General features: G+C 40.0%; 21 protein-coding genes and 1 pseudogene. 12 read left to right on the top strand and 10 right to left on the bottom strand.

Features of this window, described 5'->3' with window-relative positions; all coding sequences use genetic code 11:
- Positions 1 to 105: 105 nt before the first annotated feature.
- Positions 106 to 1,467, bottom strand: a complete 1,362-nt coding sequence (locus WIW52_RS01715) for a vWA domain-containing protein (RefSeq protein WP_337701992.1) — start codon at positions 1,465 to 1,467, stop codon at positions 106 to 108.
- Positions 1,458 to 2,615, bottom strand: coding sequence for an AAA family ATPase (locus WIW52_RS01720; protein WP_337708211.1), 1,158 nt, complete (start codon positions 2,613 to 2,615; stop codon positions 1,458 to 1,460). The genes WIW52_RS01715 and WIW52_RS01720 overlap by 10 nt, the downstream gene beginning before the upstream one ends.
- 202 nt (positions 2,616 to 2,817) lie before the next feature.
- On the opposite strand from WIW52_RS01720, the gene WIW52_RS01725 reads away from it, so the two are divergent.
- Genes WIW52_RS01725 through WIW52_RS01745 form a run of 5 tightly spaced genes read left to right on the top strand, consistent with a single transcriptional unit; the run spans position 2,818 to position 7,312 of the window.
- Positions 2,818 to 3,258 (top strand): single-stranded DNA-binding protein, encoded by a 441-nt coding sequence (locus tag WIW52_RS01725; RefSeq protein WP_337708213.1) that lies wholly within the window; start codon positions 2,818 to 2,820, stop codon positions 3,256 to 3,258.
- A 29-nt stretch (positions 3,259 to 3,287) separates the two neighbouring features.
- Positions 3,288 to 3,569 carry a PqqD family protein gene (locus WIW52_RS01730; RefSeq protein WP_337708238.1) on the top strand — a complete coding sequence of 94 codons (282 nt, stop codon included), beginning with the start codon at positions 3,288 to 3,290 and terminating at the stop codon, positions 3,567 to 3,569.
- A 32-nt stretch (positions 3,570 to 3,601) separates the two neighbouring features.
- The gene (locus WIW52_RS01735) at positions 3,602 to 5,239 is read left to right on the top strand and encodes a molybdopterin-binding protein (protein ID WP_337708215.1); all 1,638 of its coding nucleotides are present in this window, start codon (positions 3,602 to 3,604) and stop codon (positions 5,237 to 5,239) included.
- Positions 5,240 to 5,271: 32 nt separating this feature from the next.
- Positions 5,272 to 6,207, top strand: coding sequence for a homoserine kinase (locus tag WIW52_RS01740; protein ID WP_337708216.1), 936 nt, complete (start codon positions 5,272 to 5,274; stop codon positions 6,205 to 6,207).
- The gene (locus WIW52_RS01745; RefSeq protein WP_337708218.1) at positions 6,191 to 7,312 is read left to right on the top strand and encodes an aminotransferase class I/II-fold pyridoxal phosphate-dependent enzyme; all 1,122 of its coding nucleotides are present in this window, start codon (positions 6,191 to 6,193) and stop codon (positions 7,310 to 7,312) included. The genes WIW52_RS01740 and WIW52_RS01745 overlap by 17 nt, the downstream gene beginning before the upstream one ends.
- On the opposite strand, the gene WIW52_RS01750 is transcribed toward WIW52_RS01745, so the two are convergent.
- Both WIW52_RS01750 and WIW52_RS01755 read right to left on the bottom strand, forming a co-directional pair.
- Complete coding sequence (locus tag WIW52_RS01750) at positions 7,305 to 7,619, bottom strand: hypothetical protein (RefSeq protein WP_337708220.1); 315 nt, start codon at positions 7,617 to 7,619, stop codon at positions 7,305 to 7,307. The genes WIW52_RS01745 and WIW52_RS01750 overlap by 8 nt on opposite strands.
- Positions 7,598 to 8,143, bottom strand: a complete 546-nt coding sequence (locus WIW52_RS01755) for a hypothetical protein (protein ID WP_337708222.1) — start codon at positions 8,141 to 8,143, stop codon at positions 7,598 to 7,600. Before WIW52_RS01755 ends, WIW52_RS01750 begins: the two co-directional genes overlap by 22 nt.
- Before the next feature lie 143 nt (positions 8,144 to 8,286).
- Here WIW52_RS01755 and WIW52_RS01760 point away from each other — a divergent pair, with 143 nt between their 5' ends.
- Together WIW52_RS01760 and WIW52_RS01765 are read left to right on the top strand one after the other, a co-directional pair.
- The gene (locus tag WIW52_RS01760; protein ID WP_337708224.1) at positions 8,287 to 9,279 is read left to right on the top strand and encodes a DUF1152 domain-containing protein; all 993 of its coding nucleotides are present in this window, start codon (positions 8,287 to 8,289) and stop codon (positions 9,277 to 9,279) included.
- A 64-nt stretch (positions 9,280 to 9,343) separates the two neighbouring features.
- Positions 9,344 to 9,880 carry a hypothetical protein gene (locus WIW52_RS01765; RefSeq protein ID WP_337708240.1) on the top strand — a complete coding sequence of 179 codons (537 nt, stop codon included), beginning with the start codon at positions 9,344 to 9,346 and terminating at the stop codon, positions 9,878 to 9,880.
- On the opposite strand, the gene WIW52_RS01770 is transcribed toward WIW52_RS01765, so the two are convergent.
- The 5 genes from WIW52_RS01770 to WIW52_RS01790 form a co-directional block, all read right to left on the bottom strand.
- The gene (locus WIW52_RS01770; RefSeq protein WP_337708226.1) at positions 9,872 to 10,399 is read right to left on the bottom strand and encodes an RNA-processing protein; all 528 of its coding nucleotides are present in this window, start codon (positions 10,397 to 10,399) and stop codon (positions 9,872 to 9,874) included. The genes WIW52_RS01765 and WIW52_RS01770 overlap by 9 nt on opposite strands.
- Positions 10,374 to 11,165, bottom strand: a complete 792-nt coding sequence (locus WIW52_RS01775; protein ID WP_337708227.1) for a serine protein kinase RIO — start codon at positions 11,163 to 11,165, stop codon at positions 10,374 to 10,376. Before WIW52_RS01775 ends, WIW52_RS01770 begins: the two co-directional genes overlap by 26 nt.
- 4 nt (positions 11,166 to 11,169) lie before the next feature.
- Positions 11,170 to 11,496, bottom strand: a complete 327-nt coding sequence (locus WIW52_RS01780) for a translation initiation factor aIF-1A (RefSeq protein WP_337708229.1) — start codon at positions 11,494 to 11,496, stop codon at positions 11,170 to 11,172.
- Between the two features lie 43 nt (positions 11,497 to 11,539).
- Positions 11,540 to 12,727, bottom strand: coding sequence for a thiolase family protein (locus WIW52_RS01785; RefSeq protein WP_337701895.1), 1,188 nt, complete (start codon positions 12,725 to 12,727; stop codon positions 11,540 to 11,542).
- A gap of 81 nt (positions 12,728 to 12,808) precedes the next feature.
- On the bottom strand, positions 12,809 to 14,032 hold the full coding sequence (locus WIW52_RS01790) for a tRNA (N(6)-L-threonylcarbamoyladenosine(37)-C(2))-methylthiotransferase (RefSeq protein ID WP_337708231.1): 1,224 nt from the start codon (positions 14,030 to 14,032) through the stop codon (positions 12,809 to 12,811).
- Positions 14,033 to 14,209: 177 nt separating this feature from the next.
- On the opposite strand from WIW52_RS01790, the gene WIW52_RS01795 reads away from it, so the two are divergent.
- From WIW52_RS01795 to WIW52_RS01815, 5 genes are read left to right on the top strand one after another with little or no spacing between them, the layout of a single operon-like run.
- Positions 14,210 to 14,563, top strand: a complete 354-nt coding sequence (locus WIW52_RS01795) for a translation initiation factor IF-2 subunit beta (protein WP_337701986.1) — start codon at positions 14,210 to 14,212, stop codon at positions 14,561 to 14,563.
- Positions 14,560 to 14,859, top strand: coding sequence for a DUF424 domain-containing protein (locus tag WIW52_RS01800; RefSeq protein ID WP_337701891.1), 300 nt, complete (start codon positions 14,560 to 14,562; stop codon positions 14,857 to 14,859). The genes WIW52_RS01795 and WIW52_RS01800 overlap by 4 nt, the downstream gene beginning before the upstream one ends.
- Position 14,860: 1 nt before the next feature.
- Entirely contained in the window at positions 14,861 to 15,571 is a 711-nt protein-coding gene (locus WIW52_RS01805; RefSeq protein WP_337708233.1) for a 60S ribosomal export protein NMD3, read from the top strand.
- Complete coding sequence (gene rnhB, locus WIW52_RS01810) at positions 15,568 to 16,200, top strand: ribonuclease HII (RefSeq protein ID WP_337708235.1); 633 nt, start codon at positions 15,568 to 15,570, stop codon at positions 16,198 to 16,200. The genes WIW52_RS01805 and rnhB overlap by 4 nt, the downstream gene beginning before the upstream one ends.
- Positions 16,190 to 17,266 carry a TGS domain-containing protein gene (locus tag WIW52_RS01815; protein WP_337708237.1) on the top strand — a complete coding sequence of 359 codons (1,077 nt, stop codon included), beginning with the start codon at positions 16,190 to 16,192 and terminating at the stop codon, positions 17,264 to 17,266. The genes rnhB and WIW52_RS01815 overlap by 11 nt, the downstream gene beginning before the upstream one ends.
- A 268-nt stretch (positions 17,267 to 17,534) precedes the next feature.
- On the opposite strand, the pseudogene WIW52_RS01820 reads toward WIW52_RS01815, so the two are convergent.
- Positions 17,535 to 17,635: pseudogene (locus WIW52_RS01820) on the bottom strand (transposase); the annotation flags it as partial.

Below are 17,635 nucleotides of genomic sequence, written 5' to 3' on the forward strand. Positions count from 1 at the left end.
TTCGGGTCTCTCAACATTTTTATACTTTTTCTTAATTTATAATATAGGCGACGCCATGCTCAGTTGACGCCGCATTAGCGGTGAATGATACTGAGACCTCCGTCTTCATGCTTCTACAACTCTAAGTAAGTCATCATGATCTAACTTATACACGACCAAATACTGATCTGCTACCCTTCTCAAATCCGCGTTGTCTCCTCTGATCATTACGCTTATCAGCGTGGAATTAGCCTCTTTTAATGACCTCCTAACCGTCGTCTCCGCAATCTTATCCTCTCCGTCAGTTAACAATATTATCTCACTAACACCCTTAACATGGCCTTCTTTAATGTCCTCACACGCGGAAATTATAGAACGGCTTATGTCAGTCCCTCCGCCTCCTCTTATTTTACCTATATATTCTATCATCTTTATTATGTCCTTACTTTTAGCGTTCCTTATGACCTTTATTAAGGGATAAGGTATATTGTCGAAGAACCTTATGTAAAAGTCTCTGTTCTCTCTCCTTGCCCTGCTGTATAGTGCTAGTGCTACTGCTTTAGCCCAAATTATCTTTTCCCCATCCATACTGCCTGATTTGTCAAGCAACAAGTAAATTGGTCCTAAAACTTCCTTTATCCTCTTCTGATACAGTAGTAACTGGGATTCTGCCAACTTTATGTAAAATAGCTCTTCAGGGTAAGCTAGTTCGGATGGAACGAGCCTCTCTAGATCTGAACCCTCCTCGTAACCATAAAGCTCACCTCTTGAAAATCTAGTAGTCTTTTTCTTAGTGTAACTGCCGAGCCTCGGCATACCACTTAAGAATTCTAGAATCTTCTTAATCTCAGTATTCCTAGCAAGCCTGAGAACTTCATGTATTTCCCCTTCAAAGTTAAGAATTGAACCAGTACCAGCTCCATTTCCTCCTACGATTCTCTGCATACTCCTTACAGATTCAGCGTCTTCCATAGCCTTATTTAGCGCTTTCTCATGAACTTGCTTCATCAGCTTCTCCATCTGTTGATTCTGCTGTGTCTCACTGTTCTTTTTACCTTCTCTCATTCCGCTACCTTTCATAAGACCGTTTAGTATTTGCTCCGCCATTTGCCTCTCTTCCTGGGACTGGGAAGTTCTCTTAATCCTCTCCAGCTCCTCGATCAAATTCTGAACGTAACTCACAGATAGTGCCATGCTTACTGCGGAATTAGCTATCGAATACTCTCTGTTTCTTAAGACAAGGTCTGAGTTAAGCATCATATCTATAAAATTGAACATAATCTCCTTTTCCTTTGATACTTCACCCTTGGTCTTAGGGATCGGCATCGGTAAATAGTGGAGATAAAACGTATCTATGAGGAAGTTTTCATCTAATTGAATTTCTCTACCTAAAAGTTTTTTCAGAGTATAACTAATCCTCTCCCCCCTATATCTAACTAGAGGGTCATCATAATCTACTCCTCTTAAAAACCCATCGCTCAAGGATATATCCCCAACTTTCTAGCTACTTTCTCTAATAATTTGTCAATCTCATTTATAACCTCTTTCGAAAACTCCTCTACTTTGTCATCTCCGCTTTCCTTACCTAGAGCTAATACTCTATCTCTGGTAGCCCTTAAGCTTCTTATTAACTCAACCAACCTAGGGTCCGACTCGTTAGCAGCTTCCACATATTTACTTGCCTCTTTGACGTTAGAATATATCTCGTTCAATTCCTTCATATACTTAATAGGAGTCTTTAGCTCTTCAGAGAGAAGGGCTGATACCTTCTCGAAATCGTCCAACTCCTTCGGTGCTATATACTTTAACACTATTAGGTCTTCTTCCAGTGCTTTCATCCTTCCATTTAATATTGAGTGAGCCGATACAATTTTCAATACCTTACCCTTTCTTCTGTCGCTTAAGTGTATACCTTTCTCCTCAAGGATTGCATAAAGTTTCAGCAACTTACCTTTTACCGCTGACAAGTCGACTTGAGGGATCAGAGTATAAAGTTCGTCCAACTGTTGAATACTCATCAGTGGCTCGGAAACATTCCACTTCCCCGAAAACTCGTAGTCCCAAGCGGAGTTTATCAAATCTTTCCATAGGTCCTCGCTTACTGGTCTTGCGTAGTGTCTCAACAAGAGTCTGTCGTATAGTGCGTCTAACTCTGGTTCGTCAGGCACTCTGTTGCTGGCAGATATTAGAGTTCTCAAGGGAACTTTAATTACATTGTAACCGTCATAAATTACCCTCTCGTTTAGCAACGAGAGTAAGGCGTTGAGGATTGCGGAATTCGCGTTGAATATTTCATCTAAGAACGCGATTTCGCTCTCTGGAAGTCTATCTTTTGTTATTCTTTTATAAATCCCCTGCTTTAATGCGTTTATATCAAGTGCACCGAATAACTCTGCAGGTTCAGTATACTTAGTTAGGAGATACATGAAGAACTTAGCATTAAGCAGATCAGCAGCTCTTCTAGCTAATGCGGATTTAGCGGTTCCGGGCTCACCTATGAGTATTACGTGCTCTTTTGAGAGCAAAGCCAAAGTTATTACTTTTGCCTCCTCTTCTCTACCTACGAAAGGAGCAGATAGCGCTTCTATGAATTTTTTAGGATATTCTAATAGCTGATTGACGTTACTATTACTCACAGTAGTATCCCATGAATATTATAGATACTCAGCTTAAAAGTTGACATTAGTATGAATTACATTTCTTGTTTTAAATATATGATTTAGTTGCTCTTGGTTTTTAACACAAGTAACCGTGTTTTTCCTCTTAATTAACGATTCACATAAATTTTTATACTACGACGAGAAAATCACTATTAACAAATTTCGAGAGTCGAACCGTATGGGAGAAGAAAAAGTAGGTAACTTAAAACCCGGAATGGAAAACGTAAACCTAACCGTAAGAGTAATAGAAGCAGGAGAACCAAGACAAATACAAACAAAGAACGGAACAAGAACTATAAGCGAAGCGATAGTCGGAGACGAAACAGGTAGGATAAAGTTAACGTTATGGGGAAACTTAGCTGGTTCTGTTAAGGCTGGCTCGGTAGTAAAGATAGATAATGCATGGACCACCGCTTTTAAAGGACAAGTTCAGTTAAACGCTGGAAGTAAATCTCAGATAACAGAAACACAAGAAGACGGAGTTCCAGAGGCAGACCAAATACCAGAAAACATACCATCAGCTGGAGACTACAGAAGACCTCCTCAGAGGGGAGGAAGAAGGTTTGGAGGAAGGAGACCGAGACCTAGGAGAGAAGACGAAGGGGAGGAAGAAGAGTGAGTAGTGATTTAGGTCCTGAAAAAGAAGGAATTAGCTTCGACCAAGTAAAGGACTTAAAACCCCAAAAGATTGGCGAGTTTATAGATAAGAGTGAAGACGAAGAAGGCTATATAATCAAAGTCTCTGAGGATAAAGTTTACGAGCTAGCTCCCATAGCTTATTACGTATGGGAGATGTGTGATGGTAACAGAACCGTAACTCAAATCGTAAATCAGATAAGTCAAGAGGCAAACTTATCTCCTGAACAAGTAAGAGAACCTATCGTAATGGTTCTGAACGAACTGAAAAAAGCCTCCCTCATAAGCATGTAAAGATATAAATGGTTTTTCATATTTCTTTTTACATGCGTGCGATCTTAAAGGAAGAAAATCTTTTAACAGTAGATGAAGCGTTAAAGAAGTTTATTTCGTCCTTACCTCCTTCTCTTCCCGATACTGAAGAAGTAGACTTATTGTCCTCTTTAGGGAGAATATCTGCTGAGGACGTTTTCTCACCTCTCGACATACCTCCTTTCTCACGTTCCACTGTAGATGGCTATGCTGTAATATCCGATGAAACTCCAGGGGAATTCAGAGTCATAGATAAAGTCAGTATAGGTGAAGGCAAGCAAGTCAAGTTAAATCGCGGGGAGGCTATTGAAATCGACACGGGAGCAATTATTCCCAGCGGGGCCACTGCTGTAGTTAAAGTAGAGGAAACTGTTAGGGACGGTAACAAGGTGAAAGTTGCTAAGAGACTGAGGTTCGGTGAGAACATAGGCTGGGTAGGTAGTGACATACCTAAGGGCATGTTAATTCTAAGAAAAGGTGAAAGAATTACCCCAGAGAAAATCGCGTTACTTTCTTCAGTAGGCATAAATAAAGTGAGGGTTTACCGTAAACTAAAGATATACATAATTGCAACCGGTGACGAGTTGGTAAAACCTGGGGAGAAGCTGACCACTGGAAAGATCTACGAGTCCAATACATATTATTTAGCCTCTAGGCTGACAATGCTTGGATACGAGGTGATAGGAAACGTGCTAGTCCCTGATAACAAGGAGAAAATAAGTGAAGAACTCTCACGCGGGTTGGAAAAAGCTGACGCTGTGATCCTGACTGGGGGAACTAGTGCTGGAGAGAAGGACTACGTTCACGAGGTAATTAAGGAGCAAGGTACGATAATTGTTCACGGGATAAAGTTCAAACCCGGAAAACCTACAATCCTAGCTAAGGTAAAAGAAAAACCTGTATTCGGTCTACCGGGGAACATAGTATCAACTATTATGATCAGCGAACAAATAGTCGAGAAATACTTAGCACTTATGAGCGGAAGCGAGGCTGAAGTACAGATTACCATTGAAGCAGTAGCCATGAGTAGAATAACCGCCGATAAGAAAAGGTTCACTTATGTCCCGGTTTTTCTATTTAAAAAAGGCAATGATTTCTATGCTCTCTCAGTTCCTTTCGATAGCTACATGATCGGCACGTTTGCCCTTGCGGACGGTTACGTTGGGTTAAACCCCGGTGAGGAGGTAGAAGAAGGTGGGAAGGTTAAAGTTTACGTGAGAAGGATTGATCCCGGCCCTATTTATATAGGCGAAGAAGAACCTACATTGATGGCTAAATTACCTTCCGCTTTTAGACGTTTACCTTTGGGCACATTCGCTGCACTTAAGGCATTGAAGTACGGTGTTGGAGATATAATTGTGGTAAGCGACCTTCTAGACAACAATAATAGTGAGGGTGATAGGACATTAGAGAGGAATATTATGGAGATCGGTGAGGGAGATGTGATAGGATATTGGGATTGGGTCGGGATGTCCAAGTTGGTAGAGAATCCTGCCGTAAAACTAAGGTATCCCTCTTCGGCCCTCAACTTCTTAGGGAAGGCTAAAATATTCGTACCCCACACGATATTAAATCAAGGGAAAGTCGTTGCTAAAGAGAAATTGAAAATTTTCTTAAGAAATACTGAAGTTAGAAAGTACTTAATAACATAATTCTTTATTAGTAATGTGTCAGCATTACGCCTATGCAAGAGAAAATTGTAATTGCTAAAGCCTATTCTTCCTCAGCAAATTTGGGTGCTGGTTTTGACATTTTGGCTATGGCCCATGACGCTTTTCACGATATAGTTGAGATAAGCTCACAACCCTCGTCCTCCCTTCAAGTTCAAGTAGAAGCCAACGGGGTACCTAAAGAACCGGAACGTAACTCCGCGAGTTTTGCTCTCATGAAGATGCTGGAAGAGTTCGGTATTAAGGCTAAAGTGAAGGTAAAGGTAAACAAGGGTGTACCACCAGGTTTAGGGATGGGGAGTAGCGGGGCTTCCGCGGCAGCAGCTGTGGTTGGCGGAAACGAACTTTTTAACCTAGGCTTAAGCAAAGACGATCTAGTAAGGTTCTCGATGCAAGGTGAGATCGCTTCTTCGGGCTCGCCTCACCCAGATAACGTAGCTGCTAGCGTGGTAGGCGGAGTAGTAGCCGTTATATCTGGCGAGCCCGTGAGAGTGTCTGAAATACCCATAAACTTGGACTTCAGTCTAATACTTTTCATCCCTAAGGTGACGATAGAGGCAAAGACTAAGAGAGCAAGGGAAATGGTACCTAAACAGATCGAACTCCAAAAACTTGTTAAGAACTCTAGGTATCTCTCTTCTTTAATCTTGGGACTCATAAAAGGGGATAGGGATTTAGTTAGATTAGGTCTTAACGACGATATTGTAGAAAGGTCTAGGGAATCCCTCTTCCCGTATTACTGGAAGTTAAAAGAAGAAGCGGTAAAGTATAATGCAATAGGTGCATGTGTTAGCGGAGCTGGACCGACTATAGCTGTATTCGTTGATGAAAAATCTGAAAGGGATGAAATTATAAAGAGAGGACTTAAAATTTGTGAGTCGTATGGTTATGAATGTAACTTTAAAGATGCAAAAATAGCAAGAGGTGCTTGGGTTGAGAGACGGAACTAAGGTCACTAAAGAGGGAATAGATCAAGAGACCGGAGCTATAACTACGCCCATCTATCAGACTTCGTCTTATGCCTATCCAATCGGTGAAAAGTATAGGTACAGTAGGGAAGTAAACCCGACCGTCCTTAGGTTAGCCGAGATGATCGCGGATTTAGAAGAGGCGGAAATGGGGGTAGCTTTTTCTTCAGGCATGGGAGCTATTTCCTCGACATTACTTACCCTCGTTAAACCGGGTAGCAAAGTCCTGATTCATAGAGATATGTTCGGTAGGACTTACAGATTTTTCAATGATTTCCTAAAGAGCTGGGGAGTTAAAGTAGATGTAGCAAACCCAGGGAAAATCATTGAAGCCGCATCTATCGATAAGTACGATATTGTTTTCGTAGAAAACATATCCAACCCAATTTTGCGTGTAGTAGACGTAGTAACGTTGTCTAAGGTTTGTAGAGAAAACAATAGTTTATTAATAATCGACTCCACATTTGCTACTCCGATAAACCAAAAACCTATTGTTCAGGGAGCTGATATAGTCCTTCACAGTGCCTCTAAGTTTATTGCCGGTCATAATGATGTGATAGCAGGCTTAGCCGCTGGTAAGAAAGATTATATGACTAAAATAGACTTAATAAGGAGAACTTTAGGCACGTCTTTAGACCCACATGCAGCATACCTAGTAATAAGAGGGATGAAGACTTTGAAGATAAGAATGGACGTAATTAACTCAAATTCACTTAAGATAGCGGAGTTCCTGATGGAGCATCCTAAGGTGAGGACGGTATACTATCCGGGTTTAAAAACACATCCAGATTATGAGATAGCAAGAAAGGTATTAAAGGGATTTGGTGGTGTTGTAAGCTTTGACGTCAAGGGTACTATGGAAGACTCTATCAGGTTAATGAATAAGTTTAACGTGATTTTGGCTGCCCAGACACTAGGTGGAGTAAATTCTACTATTTCCCACCCAGCTACGATGTCACATCGTACGTTGTCACCAGAAGAGAGAAAACTAGTAGGCATAACTGACACAATGTTAAGACTTTCGGTAGGAATAGAAGACGTAGATGACTTAATAGAAGACCTTGACAAAGCTTTGTCTTCTATATAAGAGTTCTAATTTCATTTTTTAGTTCTTCCATTAGCATTCCTTTTATCTCTTCTTTGTGAAGCCTGGTGAGGTGCAAGTATAACCCCTTCTTAGTGAAGGGACCTTTACCGCACAGTTTACAGTATAACAAAGTCTCTTTCTGGTCTACAAGCCAAAAGGCTACTTTCTGTGATACTTTCTTTGCTATGACTCTTGAAGAAAGACCTACAAGCTTTTCTATCTCCTCATCTTTAACGTTTATTTTACTAGCATATCTTGCCGTAACCTCAACTAGTTTTTCAGCCGTTATTGATAGTCCGCTATCCATTTAGAATCCCACACACTAGCTATTGCGATAGCTATTGCGAATATTGATATCAACCTGAGCTGCTGCTTAATTATATCTCCTTCCAAGAATTTTTTAATTTCACTGAGGTCAATACCCAAGACCCTTAATACCCTTTCAATCCTTACTTCTACTTCCTTGTAAAATACTGGGAGGTTTCCGTTACTCAACTCCCTCTTAGCTTCGATCACCATGTCCAAGGTCTCTCCTAACTCATCCTCCGTTATTTCAGGGAAGATTTTAGTTAGTTTCTTATTTATTTTACTCCCAACTATTTCCGCCATTCCAGGGGAATAGTCTATTGGGACTAAAAAGGACACCCAAGCGTCTACATACCTTCTTACAGTCTCTTTTACTTCTTCACTTTCACCTTCTAGTTCTTCCACAATAGATGCAGCTGCAAGTATATGAGATAATGCTTCTCCTATTCTTAAGTTCACGTCGACTGTTTGTGAATATTCATTATTAGTTATATACGAGCTTAAGTTATCAATTACATCGCTCATTTACGAACACTAATGACATTCTTACCCGTGATATTGTTTAAAGTATCAGATCAGATAATACGCGTTAACCTAACCTATTACTTTGAGTACTTCTTATTACTTAACCTCAAGTATAAAATGACATAATGGTTAAATATGATTCGATGAGAGCATTCGTTTTTGGACTGGGCGGAGGAGGGGACGTAGTATCAGCATATGTTGCTGCTCTTTACTTGAGATCAAAAGGATATGACACTATTATAGGAGCAGTGACTTGGGAAAGATATGTGGAAGACCCCGTACCGGGGCCTATATGTGACTTCGAAAACACTGTAAAGATAAATGATATAATAAGGGAACTAAACCAAAACTCTTATGCAATCAGGTTGGGTAAATTAGTAACACCACAAATCGTCAGGCTAATGAGAGCTGTTAATATACAGAAAGGCTATGCGATATGTATTAAGGAAGGGCTCAGGGAAATAGTATCAGGTATTAACGATTTCCTTCAATCTATGAAAATCGACTTTGTTTTAGGAGTTGACGCTGGGGGAGATGTCTTAGCTAAGGGGTGTGAAGAGACATTAGGTAGTCCGTTAATAGACTTCATGATGTTAAACGTGTTAGGGAAATTGAGAACAAGGTCTCTGTTAGCAACAATCGGTACAGGTAGTGACGGTGAGCTAGAGCATGACTATATTCTCAAGAGGATCGCTGAAATAGCGTCTCTAGGTGGATTAAAGGATAGTAAAGGTATTGACGAGGAGACGGCGAAAGAACTTGAAAAAGTGCTTAAGGAGGTTCGAACAGAGGCGTCTAGAATTCCTTATCAGGCGTTTAAGGGACTCTTTGGTGAAGTTAAGATCAGAGACGGGGCTCGAAGAGTATATGTAACTCCCGTTTCCTCGATTATGTTCTTCTTAGACCCTAAAGTCGTGATAGAAACTTCACCTATCGCTAAGGTCTTGAGCGAATTCACGTCACTTGAAGATGCTGACAGAAGGTTGAACGAAGTTGGAATCTTTACTGAATACGATCTAGAAAAAGACCTATTTTCAACTTACGGGACTAGGAGTAGTGAGGTCAGCGGAGAGGATGTTATTAAAATTAGAACTGACGGTAAAAAGAGGTTGGGTGGGATAAAATTAAAGTGTTAATCATAGAAAAAATCTAAAAACGTTCTTTGAAGTCTTTTATTTAATGAAATTCACTATATATACTGTGAAGACCATTGAAGAGTTAAAGGAAAAATACGGCTTAACTGATGAAGAAATAGACTACGCTTTGGATAAGGCGAAGGGTATAATTCTAGGTTTCGCTATGGAGTTAAGGGCGATAAAAGTCCTAGAAGATATGAGCTTCACCAACGTCAGATACGTGGATTTGCCTACTCATGATATTGAGGCTGAGAAATCAGGTAACAAATACTATATCGAGGTGAAGGCTTCAAAAAAGTCTCCCACTAGAGAGTATTCTGCTTATAAGTTGGCTATGATAGCAATGCTCGAGGGAACTCACCTCACTTTAGTAATGAAACCTACTCCCCAATTGTTTAACACGGAGGAGATACTCAGTGAACCTAAAAAAATACTTTTACACTTCTTTCAGTACGCATACAGAGGGGATGTGGAAGGGCTGAAGAACTTAATGAGTAGTGAGAAGACGAAACTTATTCTCTCAAACTATAATAAAGTAATAAAAAGTTACTCCAGTAAATACAGCATAGATAGTTTAGAATTTATCAAGTCTTTATTTTAATCCTTTCGATGACGAGAAGGACAGAGCCCTTTCGGCTTCATCTAGAAATTTATAAACTGTACTATGCTCCTTACCTTCAAGTAACATTTCAATAGCCCTCTTAGCAACAGACATTTGTTCCACATTCCCCAAAAGGGCCACTATATGATCTCCAACTAGGATTTGAACACCCGTATACTCCTGAATTATCTTTTTAGCCTTTCCCTTTTCTCCTATAATCCTCCCTTTAATCCTTCTTAGGGAGTCCCGACCGTTAGAGAAGTCTTTAAGTTCTATAATTTCTAACGCGTAATCATCTGACAAAAGTTTCATAGCATCGTCAACAGAAAACCCAAAACCTATCGCGTTTATCACTGACCTAACCTTCATAGCGTCATATGCATTTCCCTGCTTGGGCGTGACTTTTATCGATTTAGTCTTTTCGTCAAGTTCTATGGTCGAGTTACTTATTTCCTCCAACTTTGGTATTAACTGTTTGATCAAAGGTAACTTATCATCCGGAACTGTCGTATACATCATTGCCTTTCACATTACTTATCTCTAGTCTACCTAATATATCCTCCACTGGCTCCACGTTAACACCGTGGTCTTCAAAAAATCTGTTTATATTTTCTAGATCCCTTTGTAATAATTCAAGAGCATTCGGATGCTCAATGTCAACGGATTGGCTAACATCTATTATATAAGGTCTGTTATCCCGTACCATAATATTATACTCACTAAGGTCTCCGTGAACTAGGTGAGCAAGATTCACCATTTTCTCTACCTCTGCAATAATCGCATTATATAATTCTTCAGTTATGCCTTCCTCGGGAATCTCTTTTAGGAGGGGGGCCCTTACTCCTTCCTCACCTATGAATTCCATAACCAAGATATTTCGGAAAACAAAGATTGGCTTAGGAGCTGACACTCCAGCTTCGCTTAGCCTTGCTAAGTTCTTGTATTCCTTCCTAGCCCAGATTTCAATAAGCTGAAACGTGGTCTTTATGTTAACGTCCTTAAAGCGGGGGTCTCCTAAGGTGTACTTCTCCAAAGCCCTCTTACTTGCAGCGGTGCTAACGTAATATATCTTTACTGCATACCACTTACCGTCTCTTGTTAAAGCTGGGTAAACCTTTGCCTCTTTTCCTGATGATATAGCCCCGTAATACTCCTTTATGTCTAATCTCCTTGCGATCTGAATAAGGGAGAGATAAGTACGAGAATCAATCGTTGAATCTACGACTTTAAAAAGATCCTCATCCTTTATCCTCTTTTCTTCCTTCCTCTTCTTTCCATCAATCAAACTGTTATCCTCTCAATTGCTCGATTATCTCAGCATTGACTACTTTTTCCTCAATCAACTTCCTCACTTCGCTCTCCTCATAGCGGTAAACTATATCGCACTTACTAGGTTGGAAGTCCCAAGGAGCTGCTAAAACTACATCACCTTCTCTTATCCACATTTTTTTCTTCATCTTTCCAGGGATCCTTGCTAACCTTTCCTTCCCGTCCAAGCATACCACTTGAATGTGTTCCGCTCCTAACATTTTCTTAACTACACATAAGACCTCTCCTTCTTCAGGCTTTGGAACTTCTCTTGTAGGCTGTGGCGATGCTGACTTCTTTTTAGTCAATCAGTTAATCACCACCATATCATTTACGGCATAAGCTTTAAAGTTATAGAGGTCTTAAAAGCTCGATTGCAATTGCTGTGGAACCACCAGTCCCGTGGCATATACTCGCTATACCTCTTTTACCACCCATCTTGGATAACACGTTAATTAGCGTAGTAATAATCCTTGCACCGCTGGCCCCTATAGGATGACCTAACGCTATAGCCCCACCGAATACGTTCAACCTATCATAAGGAACGCCTAGGTATCTATTGTATAAAGCATTATTTACGGCAAAAGCCTCGTTATTCTCGAAATAATCGAATTGAGAGATATCCATATTAAGTTTCTGTAAAAGCTTCTTCACGGCAAACACTGGTGCCTCAGTAAACCTCCAGCTCTCTATACCTACCCAACTGTATCCTATAATCTTAGCTAACGGCTCTACCTTATATTCCTTTACTGCTTTCTCACTCATAAGAACGAGTGCAGCTGCACCATCGCTTATTTGAGAGGAATTTCCTGCCGTGTGAACACCGTCAGGAGTAAATGCCGGTTTCAATTGGGATAACTTTTCTATAGACGTATCTCTCCTTATACCTTCGTCTTGGGTAATTTCCTTACCGTCAATTGTCACCTTTACTATCTCGTCCTTGAAATAACCTTTGTCTGTAGCCATTGCAGCCCTTTTGTGACTCTCGTAAGCTATTTCGTCTAATTCCCTCCTTGTGAAATTATGAGACTTAGCTACCATATCCGCTTCTTGACCCATCAATTTCATGTTAAAGGGGTCTGTTAACCCGTCCATTAACATAGTGTCGATGAATGACAACTGCTTGCCCAGAAGCATTTTTACGCCCCACCTCGCATCACTCTTAACTGCTAGCATTGCTTGACTCATGCTCTCCATTCCTCCTGCCACAACAATATCAGCATCTCCGCTCTTGATCATCTGTGAAGCGTTAATAGTGCTTATCATTCCCGAAGAGCATACCATATCTACACAATACCCTTCTATTTCCATAGGAACACCAGCCTTTACCGCAGCCTGTCTTGCTAGGTCTTGACCATGACCTGCTCTCAGTATATTGCCCATTATTGTTATGTCTACTTTATTTGGTTCTACTCCAGCTCTTTTTAACGCTTCTTTTATTACTACGGCTCCTAAGTCAACCGGAGGAACGTCCTTATAAGCTCCTCCGAACTTACCTATAGGAGTCCTTACAGCCGAGACAATGTAAACGTCTGGCATATACAAACATTATGTTTAAAGTAGTTTAAATTTTTTAAAACTTAACTTATTGTGAAGTTTAGAATAATTAGCCAACATCGTTTAATGAGTTGCCTGAATAGGGAGACCCACTAGCCTTCCTCGTAAGTCAAAGAAGGACGCTTCCGTAATTTCTACGTCTACCCATTTACCCAATTCAACTTTATCACTTATCACCACGGGAATATAGTTTAAAGTCCTACCTATAACAGACCCTTTCCTGCCTAGTTCCGTAGTGATAACTTTAGATACTGAACCCACATACTCACTGTGTACCTCGTGAGCTAATTCTTCATAAAGTTTATTTGCAATTTGCATTCTGATCTTCTTAATTGGATCCGGAACTTGTTTCATTGAAGCACTTCTGGTATTAGGTCTTATTGAGTACATTGCTAAATGAATTCTCTCAAACTTTAACTCTTTCATGAGTTCTAACGTGTTCTTAAATGCCTCTTCGTCTTCCCCAGGGTGACCAATTATAATGTCTGTAGTTATATTAACTATAGGTATTTTCTTCCTAATCTCATTCACCATCTCTTTGTATTCTTCTACTGTGTACTTCCTATTCATTAACTTCAATACGTTATTGTCACCGCTTTGCACTGGTAAGTGAACGAACTTAAAAACCTTCTTGTTCTTCAAGACCTCTATTAAACCGTCTAAGTCCCTCATTGCTAGCTCTGGAGTCATCATACCTATCCTTATCATAAAGTCACCTTCTACGTCTACTACTTTGTTCACTAAATCCGAGAGCTTAATTCCTCCTAAATCTAAACCGTAAGCAGCGGAATCTTGGGCTGTCAGTTCTATCTCTACTGCTCCTTTCCTTACAGCCTCTTCTACTGCACCAACTACGAGATGTGGAGGATAACTCCTCAATTTTCTTCTAGCCAACTTAGTTATACAGAAGTTACAGTCTCCAGCACATCCGTCAGCTATAGGAATTATAGCGATTTTACCCTCGAAAACCTTGGGTGTAAATAACGGTTTTTCTCCCTCCAAAATTATCTTCTTCTCGTCAGACTCTACTACCTCTACTACCTTCTCGACAGATTGAGGACCTATTAATGATGCCTCTGGAGCTAATGAAATCACCGCTGCTGGTTCTGCTCCCGCAAAACACCCGGCTACTATAAGCTTCTTGTTCAGCTTTTTAAGTTCCTTAATCCTCTGCTTCATTCTCTCCTCAGTCTCAAGCCTAACAGCACAAGTGTTTAGGATAATTGTGTCTGCCTCATCAAGTTCTTTCACTATCTCGTGTCCTTTCTCTCTTAGTAAAGTCATCATTATGTAACTATCTCCTTTATTCAACGCACACCCGTAGGTTTCAATATAAACCCTCACTGTAAATCACAAGTAATATAAACCTTCGAATTCTTAAGATTACTTGTGGACTCACAACAAACGGATAGACAATATGAGGCTTTACTAGACAGATTGTATAAGAAGCTACCCGAAAAAGATATGAAAGTGGGAGGGCAGACTCTACCTAGTTTAGTGATCCTTCACATCGGAGCTACTACTATTATTAAAAACTTTGCGGAGTACTGCGATAGGATCAGGAGGGATAATAAGATATGTATGAGGTACTTACTCAAGGAGTTAGGTGCTCCAGGTTCAGTCAATGAAAACGGACAACTTGTAATTCAGGGTAAGTTCACTTCATCGGTGATAAACGCATTGATGGACAGGTTTTTGAGGAGTTATGTGCAATGTAGTACTTGTAAGAGCTTAGACACCGTGTTGAAGACGGATAAGAAAATATGGTATATCTCTTGTCTCGCATGTGGAGCTCAAACACCGGTGAAACCCATATGAGAAAAGTTCTTTTAAACGTGATAAGGGAACAAGGTTATGTTTTTGTTAACGTATGTGAACCTGAACTATTGGGAAAAATATTCAAGAAAGGAGATATATCGCTAGAGATAAATAAGGAGTTTTATGCGGGGGAAGAAGTCAGCTTAGACTACGTTTTTACATTGTTCGATGAAGCTAACGTGGTAAGTTTGGTAGGTAAGGAGATCGTAGATGAAGCTATAAAGAGAGGGTATGTTGCCAAGGAAGGAGTATTGGAAATAGAAGGAGTTAAATTCGCTCAAGTTTATAACATGTAAGATGGCAAGGTTCTGCGTTAAATGCGGTAGGGAAAATGTTGAACTGATCGGTCCCCTCTGCATTGACTGTTATCTAGAAACCAAAGAACTCGTAGATACGCCGAGAGAGATTAAGGGAAAAATCTGCAAGATCTGCGGTTCAGAATGGGCTGAGGGTAGGTGGATTAAACACCGAGACTTAACAGTTTCACCAGTGGAGTCAGTGATATACAGAGAGATGAGCAAAAGAACAAAGCTCGATCCTAACATCGAGGAGTTTAACTACAGTATTGCTAATCAGTATTCAGACCCTAACGGTCACTCCTTTATAGACATAGAATTTAAGGGAAGAATAAAGGGAAAAGAATTCAGAGTCATAAAGACTGTAAGCCTTAAAGTAGATAAGATAGTTTGTCCTGATTGTATAAAGAAGAAGTCAAAATATTATGAAGCAATTATTCAATTGAGAAGTAAAACTGAGGGAAGTTTATCACCTGAGAAGAAGAACGTTTTTGAGTCATTCTTTGATCGTGAGGCAATTGAAAACCTATCGGATATAGCTGAAGGTAAAGAAGGCGTAGACTATTATTTTATTAAGAAAAGCGTAGCGAGGAGAGTCGTCTCAGCTTTTACTTCAAGTGTTAAAGACGTAAAAGTGATCGAGACTTATCAGGACGAGACAATAAAAAACGGTAAAAAGTTTGCTAAGCTTGTGATTTCAGTAAGAATATGATCCTTCTAGGAGTAGACGAGGCTGGTAGGGGCTCACTAATAGGACCGATGATAGTAGCCGGTGTTGTGATAGAAGAAGATAAGGCAGAGCTCTTAGCAAAATTAGGAGTTAAAGATAGTAAAAAGCTGAAGAGGGAGAAGAGAGAAGAACTATTTAAGTTAATTCTATATTATAGCTTAAGCATAACAATAGTCAAGGTCTTTCCCGAGGATATAGATGCGAAGAACCTAAACGAATTAACATATGACAGCGTCATAAAAATAATTCAATCCGCCCTCCCTTTCAAGCCTGGCAGAATTACGGTTGATAAAGTAGGAAAAGAGGAAAGAGTTATTAGGTTCATTAAAGAGATAGGAGCTGAGCCTAATGTTATACATAATGCTGACGTATTATACCCGGAATGTAGCGCAGCAAGTATTGTAGCCAAAGTGATACGAGATAAATACGTAGATGTACTCAAACAAAAATACGGTGATTTTGGTAGCGGTTACCCGGGAGATGATAAAACGGTAGATTGGATTAAACAAGTTTACTCTGTTTCCTCAACTCCACCTCCGATCATAAGAAGGTCGTGGAAAATTTTACAAGAGATAGCACCTAATTATTATATTAGTAAATATGGTTACTAACTTACCGGCTGAGGCTAAAGCTAAGTGGATTAAATACATGGATGCTAAGACTACAGAGGAGAAAATTAAAGCTTTACAAGATTTCCTAAGTGCAGTCCCAAAACACAAAGGTACTGAAAACCTAGTTTATTGGGCTAAAAGACGACTCGCCGAGCTTAAGGAGGAAGCCCAGCTCGAAAGGAGGAAGTCCTCCTCTGTCGGAAGAGGCCTACAATTTTTTATCGAGAAAGAGGGAGCCGGACAAGTTGTAATGATAGGCGATAACCAATTAAAGAACGAACTAATGAGAAAACTGACTAATGTGAAGAACGATCCAGAAGAGTTACCCGTTCCGGGTATGATGAAGTATTTAGATGTTCAGATCCAGTTGGTTAACACGCCTCCCTTAATATTCGAGGCAAGAAGCTTGATAGGACGAATACTCGGTTTAGCTAAGAACGCCGATGAATTACTGATAGTTGTCAGAGATAAGACAATGTTCGATAACATAAAAGCGTATCTCGATTCTAACGGTGTGACATTACGTAAACCTAAAGGCAAGATAGTAATAGATAGGGCGAGGCAAAGTAATACTGGAATAAGGATTGTCCTAATGGGCAAACTTGTTAATACCACAGAGGATGAAATTAGAAGGTACTTAGAGAGTTTCGGCATAAAGAATGCTCTAGTAAAAATCTTCGGTGAAGTAACACTTGATGATGTAGAAAGAGAAGTATTTCAGACTACAATCTATAAACCGTCAGTGACAGTGACTTTAGAGGAATTTTCAGACCCAGATACTATAGTGGTGAAATGGAAAGACTTAGAGAAGTTAAAAGAAAGCGTATTTAGAGCCTTAGACGTTATAAGAGTTTACACTAAAGAGCCTGGATCTAAGCCATCCGGTGAACCCCTAGTAGTGAAGAGAGGGTCTACTGTTATCGATGTTGCAAGAAAGCTTCATAATGAATTTGCTGAACAGTTCAAATATGCGAAGATTTGGGGGAAATCTGCAAAATTCCCTGGACAAAAAGTAGGTGCAGATCACATATTGGATGACGGAGATATAGTGGAGATACACACTTGACAGAGAGACACTGAATCCCAAGGAAGTATGACTAAGATGTATCTCGCAAAATATAATGGATAAACTTCTATAACATCACTTATCACTTCGCCGTTGACAAAAGTTCCAGATAAACCATGAATTTTATGTCATTTGATATTATTTAACATTCCTAACTCTTCTCTGAAAGTTTATAAATTTTATACAGCAGTTATGGGAATCTTAGGGAGGTAATACCAAGAAGTCGGTATTAGCGAGAAGTTTCTAATTTTACAGCAGTTATGGGACTTTAACGTAACTTAAAGATTTTCATCAGCCCCGGCGGTCCACCTAAATAACGTTCAACGAACCTGAGGAACGCCTCCACGCTCCTCAGGTTCAGCTCCCCTA

Origin of the sequence: Stygiolobus sp. RP850M (genome assembly GCF_037389295.1) — an archaeon.
Taxonomy (GTDB): domain Archaea; phylum Thermoproteota; class Thermoprotei_A; order Sulfolobales; family Sulfolobaceae; genus Stygiolobus.